This is a genomic window from Nostoc sp. DedQUE08 (assembly GCF_034530895.1).
Lineage (GTDB): Bacteria > Cyanobacteriota > Cyanobacteriia > Cyanobacteriales > Nostocaceae > Nostoc.
Genome location: NZ_JAVRCD010000027.1, coordinates 1 through 16,586, shown reverse-complemented (window position 1 = coordinate 16,586; position 16,586 = coordinate 1). Strand labels below are relative to the sequence as shown.

The following is a 16,586-nucleotide window of genomic DNA, read 5'->3' as shown; positions in this document are numbered from 1 at the left end:
GTCTCTACAAATGGTCTATTTGTCGCATTATTTTTTCAAATTGGTATTACTTGCCGTTGCCGTTAACACCATTGCCATTGCTGTGAATGACACGTTCGGCAAGCTTTTCGGGTACTTCTTGGAGATGGTCATATTCCCAGTGGAAGGAACCAACGCCAAGAGTGAGCGATCGCAGCTCTACAATAAAATTCTGCATCTCTGCTTGTGGTAAGTATGCAGAGACATTATCCCAGCCTTGCCAATCGTTTCTCCCCTCATAGCCTAAAATTTGCCCCCGTCTACCACTCAACAGTTGCAGCACTTTGGAGGTAAATTCGCTCGGTGTGGTAACATCCACTCGCAGAATTGGTTCTAATAGGGTAGGTTCCGCTTGGGGTATTCCCGTTTGCATTGCCAATCGCGCAGCTTGCTTAAAGGCTTGTTCGGAACTATCAACGTTGTGGTATGAACCATTAGTCAAAGTTACCGCCAAATCTACTAGTGGGAAGCCCAAAGGCCCGTGTGTCAAAAATTCTCGCACGCCCATTTCTACGCCGGGGATGTACTGTTTAGGAACTACGCCACCGACAATAGTTTCATTAAAGTTAAAACCTGTACCGCGTGGTAGGGGTTTGATGTCGAGAAAAACGTCACCAAACTGTCCGTGACCACCGCTTTGGTGCTTGTAGCGTCCATGAACTGAAGCCACCGTTTTACGGATGGTTTCTTTGTAAGGCACTTGCGGTAAGTGGGTTGTCATTGGCAAGTTATATTTGCGGCGCAGTCTATCTAGGGCGACTTGTAAATGAATCTCGCCTTGTCCCCACAAGATAACTTCGTGGGTATCGCCATGTTGTTCCCAAGCAAGTGAGCAGTCTTCTTCTAATAACTTGGTGATGGCACTGCTGAGTTTAACTTCATCGTTGCGCTTTTCTGGTGTAATAGCCAGAGCATACACTGGTTCCAACTCTACAGCTTTGGGTAATTTGATTGCCGACTGCTGTTCTGTGGAGATTGTATCGCCTGTTTTGATTCCTTCTAAACGGCTCAATGCAACAATTTCACCAGCACTAACTTGGTTAACTGACTGCTGTTGCTGTCCCATGAGGCGGTAAATTCCACCAGTGCGAATGCCATTGAGGACGATGCCATCAGTTAATTTGCCGCGCCAAACACGCACCAGAGAAAGTTTGCCACCTTGGGGAGTGTAATAAGTTTTTAATACCTGCGCTAAAGCTGCATCACCTTTGATGTTTTTTAAACGACGTTCTGCTGTAGTTTCTGGTTCGGGGGCTTCCCGTAACAAGGCTTCTAATAGAGGTCTAACACCATAATCTTGTTCTGCTACACCAAAGAAAACGGGCACTACTAAATCTGCCCCTAATTCCATTTTTAAATCTTTGAGGATTTCCTCTTGAGGAGGTTCGATATCTTCTAAAAGTTCTTCGAGTAAATGGTCGTCAAAATTTGCTAAGGCTTCGAGCATTTCTGCCCGTGCTGTATGTTCTTCTTCTTTTAAACTTTCAGGGAAGGGAATGGGATCGGCAGGTGCGCCGGGATGATATTGATATGCCTGTTCGCTCACCATATCAATAAAGCCGGTGAGTTCTTCCCCATTCATGATTGGAAATTGATGTGCTACCAGGGGACGGCTAGATACTGCTTTTAGGGCGTGCAACGTTTCTAGGACATGAATATTTGCCCGATCCATTTTGTTGACGAAGACGAGGTGGGGAATTTCCCAATCGTCCAGGAATTTAAATAAAGGGGCGAGGGTAAGGACTCGTTCGCGGATGGGTTCGCAAACTACAATTGCCGCATCAACTCCCATTAAAGCATTGTACGTTTCTTGGGCAAATTCTACACTTCCCGGACAGTCAATAAAAGTGAAGCGAATGCCGTTATACTCAGTGCTAGCGGCGCTGACTTCTACACTCATGTGGCGATCGCGCGACTCGGCTGCACTATCTCCTACTGTATTGCTGTCCTTAACACTGCCTTTGCGGGAAATTGCCCCTGTGACAAATAACAAGCTTTCTAGTAAAGTGGTTTTTCCACTTAAATAAGGCCCAACAATTGCAACGTTCCGCGAACCCGATTTTACTTTTTCGTTCATAAAACCCCCCTTGCGGTTTTTTTATAACCGCATGATTCTGTATATATCAAGGGTTAAAGAAGAATCCAGCTATTCTGAATTCAGGATTCATAAATCTTGACAGTAGCAAGTCCGCGAGGGTCTTAAACCGATTTATTTCTTTGCCAGTCGTACAGAATTCCCAGCTGAATTCTGGCTCCTGACTCCTGAATTCTATTTGAACAAAATGGTTCTCTGGAGTCAAAATTACCCCTTCTTTAATTCGTTATTATCCTCCCTTTAATCGAAAGTTAAAAAAATTGTAGCCTGTCGTAAGATTTAGCTTAAGAAAAGTTAAATATCACAAATTTTTATCCCAAATCAAAAACTTTTGTAAAAAACTTTTTATGAAGTAAATTTAACTGAAAGTGTTGTGAGTCAGAAAATCAATGAGATTATCATTCTTTAAATATCGCATAGCAGGGTTAGTAAGTTTGATGCTGGTTATGAGTATTTCCTTGCCCTCTCTTGCTCTATCTCCTCCTGTCGCCTTCAAGTTGGCACAATCTAATCCTAAAACTGCCGTAGACTGGTTAAACCAAGGCTTACAAGCAATTCAGGCGGGAAAGGTACAAGATGCGATCGCCGCCTTTAAACAAGCAGCTAAATTAGATCCAGCATTGGCACCAGCGCACTATAATTTAGGGTTAGCATTCCGACAAACGGGACAATTACAACCCTCTGCGGATGCATTTTATCGAGCGACGCAAGCCGATCCGAAATTTGCTCCAGCTTTTGCTAATTTAGGCGGAGCGTTGTTAGAAGGGAATAATTTCAAGTTAGCTAACGATTACTTGCAACACGCTTTAAAACTCGATCCCAAACTCGGATTTGCCCACTATAACTTGGGGTTAGTACGAGAACAGCAACGAGATTGCGAGAAAGCGATCGCATCTTTTAAAAAAGCCATAGAATATAGCAAAAATGCACCAGAACCTCCTTACCATATAGGGATGTGTTATCTCCAGCAAGGTAAACTCGACCAAGCTAGAAGTGCATTTTATCAAGCATTAAAAATTAATCCCAAGTATCCAGAAGCTTACTACAATCTCGGATCGATTTTTTTTCAACAAAGTAAATTACAAGAGGCATTAGAGGCTTTTAGAAAATCAGCTGAAGCTAACTCTAACTATCCCAACGCTTATTATGGTGCTGGGTTAGTTTTTATCCAGTTACAGCAATATGGCGATGCAGTACAAGTATTACAATTTGCTAGAGATTTATACAATGCTCAAAAAAATCCCCAGTGGGCGAAAAATGCCGAGCAATTGTTACAACAAGCACAAAATTTCAATTACCAACCTCGCTGAGGCAGAAAAACTTAATATTGCATAAGATAAAACTATTGGGTTGACTCGCTGGTGTTGTCTGAACTAGTCCCGATTGGAAAAATGTACATGCAAAAGCGCCTGAAGAGTCGATTTTTATTTAGCGATCGCTGGCTCGATCGGCAATCAATTGTTCGCAACATGGAAGCCTTTCAAGACTTAATTGTGATTGTTTTGTGTTTGGGTTTGTTCGCCGTCATGCTAATCCAATTGTGGGGGATAGCGATCGCCCTCATGCAGCCACTAGACTATAAACATGTGACTGCAAAAATACTATTTGTGTTGATTTTAGTCGAGTTATTTCGACTATTAATGGTCTATTTGCAAGAACATAGTATCTCTGTAGGAGTGGCAGTTGAGGTAACAATAGTATCTTTACTGCGTGAGGTAGTCGTTCACGGAGCGCTGGAAATTTCTTGGGTTAATACGCTTGCAATTTGTGGTTTGTTATTTGTTTTGGGTGGACTACTCGTGGTGTGCGCTAAGACACCACACATGGATTGTATGAGCGCTAACACTAAGTTTTGTCCGGTTGTGTATAGGGGAGGTAGAGAACGACAAAACGACTTGGAATTACAGTATTCACGTCAATGTGATGAGAATCAACCCCTTGGATAAATTGTTATGAAAATGGGGAGTGGGAGAGATGCGATTAATCACGTCTGTACCGGGGAGTGGGTAAAAGTATTTTCCCACTCCCCACTCCTTTGTATGAGGCTGTATCAGGAAATTATTTTTGCAAGTTACTTCCGACGTATTGAAATATACTCTTTTTGGAAGATGAATCGCTCTTTAAGGGTGAATATAACGTTAATTAGAAATTCTAAAAGAGGTTCAAGCTATGACTACAAATACAGGTAACGGACAGTCTCAAACAGCGATTAGCGACTTGGAGTATGATTTTGTCACCGTTTTGCACAACAAGGCTGAAGCTGTTAAAGCTTACGATACCTACATCAAAGATGCAGAACAAGTAGGTTCTCAACCTTGTGTAGAGTTGTTCCAAAAATTGCGGCAATCTGATATTGAACACGCACAAGAGATTCGCCAACATCTACAACAAGTGCTGGAACACGGTAAGATGTAACCCAGGTTTTGAGTTCGTAGGTGTAAACCCGTCGTAGACATCGCTTCTGGTTTAGCTAAAACAAAAAGAGGCGATGTTTAAAACAGGCTATTGACCGTTACACTTGCTGATTAAATTAGAGGCAAGCACTGCCCAGTATAAGATAAACTAATTCTGGGCTGCTTGCTCTACTTGCGCCACCGTTAAATCGAGAGCCACCGCCACTTGTTCTACACTCAATCCCAATGCCAACAATCGGGGAATAGCTTCTAACTTAGCTTCCTGGCGACCTTCCTGGCGACCTTCTTCTAAGCCGTCTTCCTTGATTGATTGATACATCCGTGTTTTTTTGAATTCGTCGTCTATACCCAACATTTCTGCTAACTCCTCTCGGCTTAACTGGGTAAATTTGTATAACAGAATAGTCTCTATCAATTCTACAATTTGCTTGCTGGTAGATTCATCTGCCAGTTGTTGCCTTGCTTGTAAAATCAATTCTCTACCTTTGTCAAGGGCTGTCTCTTCTCTTTCAATAATTAATTTAACGATCGCAACTTGAAGTGAGTTCTCCCTCGTATCTAATTCATCTAGATAAATTCGTTGCACTTGTGAACTGTCTAGCAGCAGCTGATACGGTAGCCGATCGTTTGGATCTAAACTTCGTTGCGGATAGATGACAACTGCACGCCAAAAATTGACTGATTCGTTTTGACGCAAGTAAAGGAAGATTTCGGCAAAGAAGCGTCTATAAAAATTTGCGTCTAATTGAAACTGAACTTCAACGAAGTAAAGTGGTTGGTTTGTAGTTTCACTTGTGGGGATGAATACCCCATCAATCCTGAAAGCAGTTTCTTTTAGCTCGACTGAAACAAATTGATATGCGTTGATATTGGCAGTTGTGTCGCCAATTATGGCAAAAAATATGCTAGGAAAAGCTTGAAATAAGCTATAAAATATTTTGTCAGTTTGCACCTAAATTTAGTCAAGGGAACATTGAATATTAAAAGTCTACCAAAAATAGTGTAACCGCGTCTGTTTCAACACAAAAAAAGCAGATAGAAATAACCATCTGCTTTAATAAAAGATTCATTGTCTAATTTACATAGATACCAATTGATTCACTGGAGCAATCCCAGCCAAATCTAAAATTGGCGCGATCGCATCTTCACGCTTCACCGCCATCATGTGAACTCCTTGACATAATTGCCGCGCTATCTGCACTTGCTCGGCGGCAATTTTTATGCCTTCCTCAAAAGGGTCTTTGGCTTTTGCCAATCTATCAATAATATGTTGGGGAATATTTACACCCGGAACACATCTATTAATAAACTGGGCATTTTTGGCTGATTTCAACAGAAATATTCCTGCCAAAATTGGTTTTTTATAACCAGCAGCAATCGTATCCATAAACTTTTCTAGCAGATCAAAATCGGTAATCAATTGACTTTGAAAAAACTGCGCTCCGGCTTCGATTTTGCGTTCAAATCGACTTTGTAAACCCGACCAACTTTTACATTGCGGGTCTACTGCTGCACCAACAAATAAATCTAAGGCTCCATCAGTCAAGGGTTTTTCATTACAATCAACGCCTTGATTCATCTTCCGAATCAGTTGCAGCAATCGCACAGCTTCCAAGTCAAACACTGCTTTGGCATCTGCATGATCGCCTGCTTTTACTGGGTCGCCAGTCAAAGCTAAAATGTTATTTATGCCTAAAGCATGAGCGCCCATCAAATCAGCTTGTAAACCGATACGATTGCGATCGCGGCAAGCAATTTGACAAATCGGCTCTATGCCATTCTGTGATAAAATCACCGATGCCATTAACGAAGACATCCTTAACACGGCGCGGCTACCATCAGTAACATTGACGGCATGAACTCTCCCCTTAAGAGTCGCCGCCATTTGAATCATGTGCGCTGGATCTCCCCCCTTCGGCGGTGCTACCTCGGCAGTAACTAGAAATTTACCTGCTTGTACAGCTCTGCGAAAGTCATTTAAACCTGTGGGGCTGTGGGTGTGATGCATAACATTAAGCTTTTCAATTTCTTAAATGGTATAACAAATCACACCTAAAGGTGAAAACTTATAGAGGAAGAGAATAGCCTAAAGCCGTTTTGACTTGTGATAAAGTTTGATTGGCGATCGCTCTAGCTTTTTCCCCTCCATCCCGCAACACAGATTCCAAATAGCTTTTGTCCGCCGTTATCGAGTGATATTTTTCTTGAATTGGTTTCAGAGACTCAATAATTGTGTCTGTCAACAATGGCTTGAATTGTCCCCAGCCCATATCTTGACACTCAACAGCTACATCTTCCTTTTTCTTCCCTGAAAGCAATGTATAGAGCGTTAACAAATTATTACACTCTGGACGCGCTGGATCGTCAAAAGTCAGCCCACGAATCGGATCGGTTTTACAACGCTTAATTTTGTATTGAATCTGCTCTGGTGAATCTAGCAAACTGATTCGGCTTAACTCTGAAGGATCGGACTTCGACATTTTGCGTGTACCGTCCGCTAAACTCATCACCCTTGCCCCTTCTTTGCGAATCAAAGGGTCTGGTAACTTCAAAACTGGTTGTTCTGGTTTACCAAATTGGTGATTTAACCGAGCTGCAATATCCCGTGTCAATTCCAAGTGTTGCTTTTGGTCTTCACCCACTGGCACTTTATCGGCTTGGTAAAGCAAAATATCAGATGCCATCAGCACAGGGTAATCCAATAAGCCTGCACTCACATTTTCTCCTTGTTTAACAGCCTTTTCCTTAAACTGGATCATATCTTGCAGCCAGTTTAGAGGCGTAATGCAGTTGAGCAACCAAGTGAGTTCACTGTGGGCCGAAACGTGGGATTGAACAAAAATGGTGGAGTGATTTAAATCAAGACCACAAGCTAGATAAAGAGCAGCAAGAGTGTAGGTATCAGCTGCCAACTGTTTTGGGTCGTGTGGCACTGTAATCGCGTGTAAATCAGCCACAAAAAGGTAATTTTCGTATTCGCTCTGACCTTCTACCCAGTTGCGAATGGCTCCCAAATAGTTACCTAGATGGTAATTGCCGGTTGGTTGAACTCCAGAAAGAACACGTTGCTTGCCCATAAATTTCAACTTAGTTATCTCAAATCCACGCTAGTAAAGTGGCGGTGTGGTGACAATTTGCTTTTCTTCATCTACAAGAGGCTGCATCAACCCAAACTCGCCTACGCAAAACTCATTTAATTTTGACATTTTCCAGGTCAACTGGCCGTTGCAGAATTATAGATTTAGTAATGACAGCAGATTTGATCTGAATTTCAGTAGGACTAATGACAAAGAACAGCCGAACAGCCCTAGCCAATTAGCTTTAATTGTGCTGACCTACTTATACTCTTTTTAGATAATATTTTCAGTTGCTATCGCTTTGCCTCTTAATAGATACTATTCTCAATTGCTTGTTGAGAGTATTATCATGACTATTCGTTTAACCGAGACAGACTTTAATCAATTATGTGACGATGTACAGCTTAATCACTATCAGGGAAAAGTAAAATTTTCTACCTGGTTTGGTCAAGTGAGTAGTCACTGGACTATGCTGCGCGATCGCCTTGAGCTAGTAATTCAAGAAAGCGATTATTCGGAAGCAGTAGTTCTTGAGGGCGAACACGATGATTCGTCTTTTTTGACATCTAAATTTTTTCTGTCTGGTGGAATGAGAACCACTACGCCAAATGTGCCTGGAGTTAGGGACGATTATGAAGAAGTTGCAGGCTATAACTACTTATTTTATTTGCCTGAGATTCGGGAGTTTGAGCATTTTACGGCGAACCAACGCAAGCAGTGTATCAGTATTTATTGGTATCCTGATTTACTTTTTAGTTTTGAGGGTAGCTTCAAGGAATTACCAACTCTGCTCCAGCAGTTGATCGAAAATCCGACAAAAGAGCGTTTTCATCAGCCATTAGGAGCCATCACGCCGGCGATGCGATTGGTGCTGAAGCAAATATTGCAGTGTCCGTTCCGAGAAACACTCAGACAAATGTATTTAGAAGCAAAAGTTTTGGAACTACTGACGCTTCAAATTGCTCAGTGGAGAGAAAATAATCTTTTATTGGAGCGATCGCTATATTTTCGTCCCGATGAAATTGAACGTTTACATCATGCTAAAGCGATTCTCAATCAAAAGCTCCAGCATCCACCTTCTCTACTAAATCTAGCCAGACAAATCGGACTCAATGACTTTAAGCTGAAACGGGGATTTCGAGAAATTTTTGGCACTACGGTGTGTGGGTATGTGCAATCCTTACGGCTAGAGCAAGCACAACAGTTACTACTCGGCACTAATTTAACCATTGCAGAAATTGCTTCTCAAGTGGGATATGAAAGCATAAGTCATTTTGGCTACCTGTTTAAGCGACAATTTGGCGTAACCCCTAGAGATTATCGTCGCTGCAAAGGCTGATAGCAAAAGGTGAATCCCGATTGCGAGAAAAAAAATCCAGTTTCAGATATATGCGATCGCCTAAATTTCCGTATTCTCCTAAATAGAGTTAGATAATAATAATTCTCAAATAATCGGCTCGGTTTTTAGAAATACGGTTGAGTGTGTGGAGTTATGAAGCTGTCGCAATCTTGGTTCATTTGCTGTTTGATTATTGCTGTCGTTATACAACCAACTCAGGCAAAGGAAGTAACTCAAATTCATGGTGGACAAGAGCTAGACGGCTCTGCAAGAACAGTGAAAGAATGGCTGGCTCAGATAGAACAACAAAACCAAACGCCACAAACAGAAGTTGTGCAGGTGACGGGAGTTAAGGCAAATTCTACTAACAAGGGTGTAGAGGTGATTTTACAGACATCTAAAGGCGAACAGTTGCAGATCGCAAATCGCAGTGCTGGTAATAACTTCATTGCTGATATTCCCAATGCACAGCTGCGTTTACCTAGTGGTGAGGCTTTTACATTCCGCTCGGATAAACCAATTGCGGGTGTTACTGAAATAACTGTTACCAACTTTGATGCCAATACTATTCGAGTAACAGTGATGGGCAAAGCGAGTGTACCAGTTGTCGAGTTGTTTGACAGTCCAGACGAGGGTCTAATATTTTCTGTGGCTAATGCTGCAACTCCTGCGCTATCGCAGCAGCAACCTCAAACGCAACCAAGTCCTGCAAGTCAGCCAGAAACTCAGACACAGCCAACACCATCAGCAGAAGGTGATGAACCGATTGAACTAGTAGTGACGGGCGAACAGGATGGATATAACGTACCTGATGCCTCAACTGCGACTAGAACTGATACTCCTACGCGCGATATACCTCAGTCAATTCAAGTCATTCCTCAACAAGTCATCAAGGATCAGCAAATTACGCGGATTGGTGATGCAACACGTAATGTTAGTGGCGTAACTCAGCAAGGGGGCTATGCTGGGTCTACAGATAATTACAACATTCGGGGATTCACAACTTATAACAACTTGAGAAACGGTTTTGCTGTTCAAGACGACCTTGTGAATCCGACAAACATTGAGCGGATTGAAGTTCTCAAGGGGCCAGCTTCAGTGCTATACGGACAGTTTGAGCCGGGAGGTGTGGTGAATTATATTACCAAACAACCGCTCAGTGAGCCTTACTACTCTGCTGAATTTACAGCTGGGAATTTTAGCACTTATCGTCCCTCCATTGATATTTCTGGGCCGCTGAACTCAGACAGAACGTTGCTGTACCGCCTGAATGCTGCATACGAGAACTTTGGTAGTTTTATTGATTTTAATCATCAGGAAACATTTGCGATCGCACCAGCATTAACCTACAAAATTGGTGATGCGACAACATTGACACTGGAGTATGAATACCTGAAAGTCGATCGCACCTATTATGATGGTCTTCCGCCCGATCCAAATATTTTTAATGCTCCGATCAATCGTTTCTTAGGGGAGCCAGACGATTATTTCTCCAAAGAGACAAACTCTGTATTTCTTAACGTCAATCATCGCTTTAGTAAAAACATCCAGTTCCGCAGTGGCTTTTCCGTTACGGTTAATAATTCTGAAGAATCAGCGTTTCGCCCAAATAGCATCGTAGATGGTCTTACCGTGCTGCGAAGGTTTGCCGCTGGTCCTGCTTATTACCAAAACTATTCTCTGCAAAACGATTTAATCACTAATTTCAGCACGGGTTCCATCCAACATCAAGTTCTTGTGGGGTTGGAGTGGAATAAAAACATCCGTGGCTACGATTATCTGCGAAGTTCTGTTTCACTGACTCCCAGTATTGATTTATTCAATCCTGTGTATGGCGCTTCCCAGCCACCAGAGTTTGATGAAGCAGCAGAACGCGATCGTTTCGATCGCAATACCATCGCCGTTTATCTGCAAGATCAAGTAACATTGCTGCCAAATTTGAAGCTATTAGTAGGCGGCAGGTATGACTTTATTCACCGCAAAAATCGCGCGCAACTGCTGGATTCTTTGGGTAGAGATCCAATTGATGATGCCACTGTCGATCGGTTGTATAATGAAGCCTTTTCACCTCGCGTTGGCATTGTTTATCAGCCGATTAAACCAATTTCAATTTACGCCAGCTACAGCCGCTCGTTTAATCCCAGCGACTCGCGGACAGTAGATGGAACTCAACTACCACCGGAGCGCGGCACTCAATATGAAGTAGGAGTCAAAGCCGAACTGATTAAAGACAGGCTATCTGCGACCTTTGCCGCCTATGATATCACCAAAGAAAATGTTGCTACAACCGATCCCACTCCAGGTAACTCTGACTATTACATCCCTATAGGAGAGGTGAAAAGTCGCGGTTTAGAATTTGACCTTTCTGGACAGATTCTACCAGGCTGGAATCTGATTGCATCCTACTTTGTCAACGACGCATTTGTAAGTGTAGGTGACCAATATAATCCTGTAGGTGACACACTTGTAAATGCTCCCGGTGCTGGAGGTAGTCTCTGGACGACTTATGAAATTCAAGACGGTGGTATGAGAGGATTAGGATTTGGTGGAGGATTATTTTATACTGGCGATCGCGAAGCCACACTCCCCAACACGTTCAAAATACCTTCCTATGTACGTGCAGATGCCACGATTTTCTACAAACGCGATAACTGGAGGGTTGGGCTGAACTTTAAGAATCTTTTTGATACTCGCTATTACGATTCTCAAGGCTATTATCTGCTTCCTGGTGCGCCTTTAACAGTCCTGGGAACGTTTTCTGTACAGTTTTGATTCCTGCAATTTTTGAACTGATTAAGTCCTGTTTACTATCACACAGCTTCTACCATGAACTCTAAAAAAATACGCGATTTAGCATTTACTTTGCACCGCTATCTTGGTTTAACAGTAGGACTGGTACTAGTTATCGTTGGCTTGACAGGTAGCTTGTTGGTGTTCGAGCAAGATTTTGACCATTTTGCCATCGCTCAACAATATGGACACATTACGCCCCAAAAAGAGCAGTTATCCCCAGAGTCCGCGATCGATACAATTCAGGCTAGGTATGCTGCACGAACTGACTTGAAGCTTTTTCGGATTTATTTGCCAGATACCTCAGATACTCCCTATATAGGACAATTGGCATCAACTGATGGTCAAAGAACAGAGGTTTTTGTCAACCCTTATACAGGGAAAATTATGGGTCAACGTCTATGGGATCAAACCCTGATTGGGATAATGCTTAATTTGCACTATACCTTGATGGCAGGTCAAACCGGAATTATTATCGTTGGTATTACTGCCTTGCTAATGTGTATTCTTAGTATCACAGGTTTGGTTCTTTGGCCTGGTTGGCGCAGATTGATTGCAGGCTTCAAAATCAAGTTTGATGCTCATCCTAAACGTGCGAACTTTGACATTCACAAAGTGGCTGGCATTATCACTGTGGTTTTTTTATTGTTTACTGGCTTTACTGGCTTTTGCTGGAACTTCTACGATTTGACTGAGCCGATTATTTACGCTGTTACATTCACCTCGAAACTATCCGAACCAGTATCCAAACCAATTCCTGGTCAATCGACTTTAAAACTAACGCAACAACTCAAAATTGCTAATGCTGCTTTGCCAAATGCTGTTATCAAAAGCATTTACTTCCCCGAACGACCAGAAAATGCTTTACAAATTCGTATGAAACTGCCCCAGGAAAATATAGAGTATGGGAATAGTAATGTTTATCTCGATCAATACAGTGGTAAGGTTTTGCGTGTTGATAATGGTTTGAAGTTATCATTGGGCGATCGCGTCCTCAACTCCTTCGTTCCTCTCCACTATGGTACCTTTTGGGGGCTTCCATCCCGTATCCTTTATGTATTTGTCGGGGTTGCACCTTTAATTTTATTTATCACTGGCTTTGTGATGTGGCGGTATCGTTATCAAGCTAAAACTAAAAAACGCGATCGCTCAATAGAACTGTCAGATTTACGTCGCAATTAGGGATTTCCTTCCGTTGCTCTGAACCCTAAAGTTCCAGCCTAAAAAATCAAAGCCGTCTGTTGTCGCATTAATTTTGCTCACAAAAACCAAACTCTTAAATTTGATTTACCTCTTTGCTAAACTTACCTGTCCTCCAATTAACCCTAGAAATCCAGTTCCAAAGTGTTGAATATCCAAAAAGCTTGCTTGCTCCGGTGAGGTTTTGTAAATCCGAAATGTCTTCATAATTCCCAAGGTGGCAGCACTTTCTAGAGGCCCAACAAAACTAATATCCCGGTCAAGGAAATAAGTTTGATTAGCCCAGTGAGCCATCTGATTTGCATTCAAAAAATAGCAGCCTGCATGAGGATTGAGGGCACGACAAAAGGTAATTGGTGCATTCATAATTGTACCCTTGAGTTCTGGTTGCTCCTGCACATTTTGAAAAGGAGCAGTTACTCGCAAAGCCAAATCTCCATCAATGTAAGCTTTATGAACCAAACCGTAAGGGGAGATTTCATAACGATTTGGCTGGAGCAAATTTAAATCACCTGCTTGTTGAGTAAACCAATTTAATTTTATAAAAAACCAGGGATCGTGGATAATTAAGTCATCTTCTAAGAAGCAGTAATAATCATATTGACCGAGACAACTTTGCAGAACAGCTTGGCACTCAAAACCCAAAAGCAGAGGTTCTATATTAGTAGAATGATGCTTATATAAATGGGATGGTAAGGGAAGCTGGTTTAAAATATGATTATCTTGGGTTGTACAAATAACAATATCTAGTTCATGCGATTGCGGCTGGTTAGCAGGAAAAGCTATTCGTTGAGCAATGTTAATAATACTTTGAGATTTACCAAATAATTGGTGTAAGGCGGTAAGGCTATTAGTTAACGCCTGCAAGCGGGGTTGCGGGTCTTTGCGTTGGGAAGCATGACGACCCTCACCGCTAGGTTTGAAAAAATGGGCAATGGTAAAAATAATTCGCATTTTACATATCGCTTTTATATTTCTTTGTCATTTGTCATTTGTCATTTGTCATTAACCAATAAATAATAATTAATATCATTCTTACAAAATTAGTTATTTTAACACTTTTATTTGCACCTTTGCTTGAGGCAAAAATATTTATGCAAGAGGCTAATGACCAATGACCAATGACCAATGATTAACGATCAATGACTAATTTTTGCCAAATCCTTTAGAAACTGGGCGCTTTTTTAAACTATCAGAACTTTTACCAGCGAACATCCATTGCAAATGCTGTGGTAACAGTTTTGCCAAATCATAACGCTTGATGATTGTCTCTCGCGCCTTCGCACGAATTGCTTGCATCTCTTGGGGATTATTCAGGGCCTCTTCAACCCTATTAGCAATATTCTGAGGAGAAAAGAAATCTACCAACAGTCCATTCATCCCATCTTGTACGACTTCCAAAACTGGCGCAGTCTTAGACGCTACTAGTAAACATCCTGCTGCCATTACTTCTAACATTGACCAGGATAATACAAAAGGACGGGTTAAATAAACATGAGCAGAAGAAGCTTGCAAAACCTGAAGGTACTCATTGTAAGGTAGCCTATCTGTAAAGTGCAGCCTCGATAAATCCAAAGATGATTTTAATTTTTCTAGCATTAATTGTTTATAAGTCTGACCATCAGGGAGATTTTTACCATAAGCAACTCGATTTTCTCCGACAACTACCACGTGGCATTTAGGTCGTCGCTGCTGAAGTAGCGCTACCGTTTCCATAAACTGTGGAAAACCTCTATAAGGTTCCATTCCTCGTCCTACATAAGTTACCAACTCTTCGACATGAGAAAGATCCAGATTTATTCTTGGTAAAACTAACTTTGCACCTGGTTTGGGAACAAAATAATTGGTATCGACACCATCATGAATTACAGTGAGTTTGCTATGATATTCTTTGGGAAACTGCTGACGCTGCCAATTAGTTGGAGAAAGACCGCGATCGCAGCTATATAAATCCGTTAAAATCGGCGCATTTTTGACCCTGATGCGGCATTCATCATCAACATTCACCGGATCGTTGGGATCGAAATCTGCATCGGAACCGTGAGCGTGATAAAACCACTCGAAATAACACAATAATTCGGCTTTGGGGAAAACATCTTTCATAAATAAAGTTGGCCCCCAACCAGAATGACCATAAACTATATCTGGAAAGAAACCCTCGGATTTTAATTTTTCTGCTACGCGATAGACAGCTTGAGCGGTGAGAACAGCATTTTCCAGGTTGCGAACGTAGTGGTGAGTTTGAGGTGCAGCTTCACGAGAAGGAGTATAAATAGCTTTAAAAACGCCGGGTATTTCCCCTTCCCGACGATTTGTCCCAAAGACAACTTGGCAATTAGGATCTTTACCCAAAACCATCGCTAGGTTGCGAAATTGTGAGGGAAAATTGGGATGTAAAAATAAAACTTTCATTGGAATAATCTTGATTAAATTATTACCAGATAAAATAAATTAAGACAAGCTGCTTAAGATTATAAGATTATTTATCACAACTTTTAGCAAGTAAACTTAGATAAATGCTTCCCCAAAAATGCGAAAATAATCGCAAATTCGTGTTATAATCATGAAATTTATTGGCATTGATTTGGGCTGGAAATCTCAACCAAGTGGATTGTGCTGTTTAGAATGGATAGATGGACAACTGCAACTACTCGATCTAGACCGCAAAGATGCCATTGCAGACATCCTCACCTGGATCGATCGCAGCGTCCAACCAGATGAGCCAGCCATTATTGCCGTAGATGCACCTACCCTTATACCCAACGCTACCGGGAGTCGTCTCCCCGATAAACTCAGCCACAAATACTTTGGCAAATATCATGCGGGATGCTATCCAGCTAATCAAAACTTACCCTTCGCCGATCGCACCATCAACTTTGGCTTAGAATTAGAATCACGCGGCTTTGCCCACGCCCCCACGATAGAACCGCAAAAACTCAGCAGATATCAAATAGAAGTCTTCCCCCACCCAGCAATCGTTAACCTATTCAACTTAGAACGCATCCTCAAATACAAAAAAGGACGACTCAATGAGCGCCGTCTAGAACTAATTAAACTCCAAAATTATCTTCTTGATATTCTCCCCTCCTTCTCTCCTCCTCTGCGCCTGTGCGGTTTGTTTCTTCTTGAAATCCCCACCACAGGTGCAGCTCTCAAAGCAACCGAAGATAAACTAGATAGCTTAATTTGCGCCTATGTTGCTGCATACTGGTGGTATTGGGGAGAAAAACGTAATTTGGTATTAGGCGATCGCACTACTGGATACATTATCATCCCTCAAAGAATTTGAGCAAAGGCTTCGCGTATGCTGCTTTAAAGTCCTTGCTTCTGATTTAGATATTGCGATCGCGTCGCAATATCTTATCCCTAGTAAACTAGACTAATCAACCGGGGTATTGTAGATTTATAGTTAATTGTGTTTGGGAAAAAACGTTCCCTTAATTGCCTGGGTGATTTGCTCTAGGTCATTTTCATCCATCGGCAGTGGCGTCACTCCTTCCTCAGGTTCAAAAGAAATTTCTTGCCATTCACTGACGGGAATCTTTTGTTTCTCCAAGCTCTGTAGCTCATCTAGCGTAGCGAAGACCATCCAAACCGAAAAGGCGTTGCATAATAGAGGGATGAATTGAGGTCATCTACTGTGCAATGTCCAT

General features: G+C 41.9%; 14 protein-coding genes. 7 read left to right on the top strand and 7 right to left on the bottom strand.

Annotation, left to right across the window (positions count from 1 at the left end):
- Nucleotides 1-46 precede the first annotated feature (46 nt).
- Nucleotides 47-2,095: an elongation factor G gene (locus RMY64_RS18730; protein ID WP_322671069.1), complete on the bottom strand. Its 2,049-nt coding sequence runs from the start codon at nucleotides 2,093-2,095 to the stop codon at nucleotides 47-49.
- A gap of 407 nt (nucleotides 2,096-2,502) precedes the next feature.
- Here RMY64_RS18730 and RMY64_RS18725 point away from each other — a divergent pair, with 407 nt between their 5' ends.
- The 3 genes from RMY64_RS18725 (at nucleotide 2,503) to RMY64_RS18715 (ending at nucleotide 4,528) form a co-directional block, all read left to right on the top strand.
- Entirely contained in the window at nucleotides 2,503-3,423 is a 921-nt protein-coding gene (locus tag RMY64_RS18725) for a tetratricopeptide repeat protein (RefSeq protein ID WP_322671068.1), read from the top strand.
- Nucleotides 3,424-3,504: 81 nt separating this feature from the next.
- Nucleotides 3,505-4,059 carry a phosphate-starvation-inducible PsiE family protein gene (locus RMY64_RS18720; RefSeq protein ID WP_322671067.1) on the top strand — a complete coding sequence of 185 codons (555 nt, stop codon included), beginning with the start codon at nucleotides 3,505-3,507 and terminating at the stop codon, nucleotides 4,057-4,059.
- 223 nt (nucleotides 4,060-4,282) lie between these two features.
- Entirely contained in the window at nucleotides 4,283-4,528 is a 246-nt protein-coding gene (locus RMY64_RS18715; RefSeq protein WP_322671066.1) for a hypothetical protein, read from the top strand.
- A gap of 147 nt (nucleotides 4,529-4,675) precedes the next feature.
- On the opposite strand, the gene RMY64_RS18710 is transcribed toward RMY64_RS18715, so the two are convergent.
- From RMY64_RS18710 to trpS, 3 genes are all read right to left on the bottom strand, one after another.
- A complete protein-coding gene (locus RMY64_RS18710) occupies nucleotides 4,676-5,479 on the bottom strand; it encodes an Rpn family recombination-promoting nuclease/putative transposase (protein ID WP_322671065.1) in 804 nt (267 codons plus the stop codon).
- Nucleotides 5,480-5,605: 126 nt separating this feature from the next.
- The gene (locus RMY64_RS18705; RefSeq protein WP_322671064.1) at nucleotides 5,606-6,535 is read right to left on the bottom strand and encodes a methylenetetrahydrofolate reductase; all 930 of its coding nucleotides are present in this window, start codon (nucleotides 6,533-6,535) and stop codon (nucleotides 5,606-5,608) included.
- Between the two features lie 58 nt (nucleotides 6,536-6,593).
- Nucleotides 6,594-7,604 (bottom strand): tryptophan--tRNA ligase, encoded by a 1,011-nt coding sequence (gene trpS / locus RMY64_RS18700; protein WP_322671063.1) that lies wholly within the window; start codon nucleotides 7,602-7,604, stop codon nucleotides 6,594-6,596.
- Nucleotides 7,605-7,953: 349 nt separating this feature from the next.
- On the opposite strand from trpS, the gene RMY64_RS18695 reads away from it, so the two are divergent.
- The 3 genes from RMY64_RS18695 (at nucleotide 7,954) to RMY64_RS18685 (ending at nucleotide 12,915) form a co-directional block, all read left to right on the top strand.
- The gene (locus RMY64_RS18695) at nucleotides 7,954-8,943 is read left to right on the top strand and encodes an AraC family transcriptional regulator (protein ID WP_322671062.1); all 990 of its coding nucleotides are present in this window, start codon (nucleotides 7,954-7,956) and stop codon (nucleotides 8,941-8,943) included.
- A gap of 153 nt (nucleotides 8,944-9,096) precedes the next feature.
- The gene (locus RMY64_RS18690) at nucleotides 9,097-11,715 is read left to right on the top strand and encodes a TonB-dependent siderophore receptor (RefSeq protein ID WP_322671061.1); all 2,619 of its coding nucleotides are present in this window, start codon (nucleotides 9,097-9,099) and stop codon (nucleotides 11,713-11,715) included.
- Nucleotides 11,716-11,769: 54 nt separating this feature from the next.
- Nucleotides 11,770-12,915, top strand: coding sequence for a PepSY-associated TM helix domain-containing protein (locus RMY64_RS18685; protein WP_322671060.1), 1,146 nt, complete (start codon nucleotides 11,770-11,772; stop codon nucleotides 12,913-12,915).
- A 105-nt stretch (nucleotides 12,916-13,020) separates the two neighbouring features.
- On the opposite strand, the gene RMY64_RS18680 is transcribed toward RMY64_RS18685, so the two are convergent.
- A complete protein-coding gene (locus RMY64_RS18680; RefSeq protein ID WP_322671059.1) occupies nucleotides 13,021-13,887 on the bottom strand; it encodes a calcium-binding protein in 867 nt (288 codons plus the stop codon).
- A gap of 192 nt (nucleotides 13,888-14,079) precedes the next feature.
- A complete protein-coding gene (locus tag RMY64_RS18675) occupies nucleotides 14,080-15,345 on the bottom strand; it encodes a glycosyltransferase family 4 protein (protein ID WP_322671058.1) in 1,266 nt (421 codons plus the stop codon).
- A 151-nt stretch (nucleotides 15,346-15,496) separates the two neighbouring features.
- Here RMY64_RS18675 and RMY64_RS18670 point away from each other — a divergent pair, with 151 nt between their 5' ends.
- Nucleotides 15,497-16,222 (top strand): DUF429 domain-containing protein, encoded by a 726-nt coding sequence (locus RMY64_RS18670; RefSeq protein ID WP_322671057.1) that lies wholly within the window; start codon nucleotides 15,497-15,499, stop codon nucleotides 16,220-16,222.
- Between the two features lie 120 nt (nucleotides 16,223-16,342).
- Here the strand turns inward: RMY64_RS18670 and RMY64_RS18665 are convergent, their stop codons facing one another.
- Nucleotides 16,343-16,522, bottom strand: coding sequence for a hypothetical protein (locus RMY64_RS18665; protein ID WP_322700809.1), 180 nt, complete (start codon nucleotides 16,520-16,522; stop codon nucleotides 16,343-16,345).
- Nucleotides 16,523-16,586: the final 64 nt, after the last annotated feature.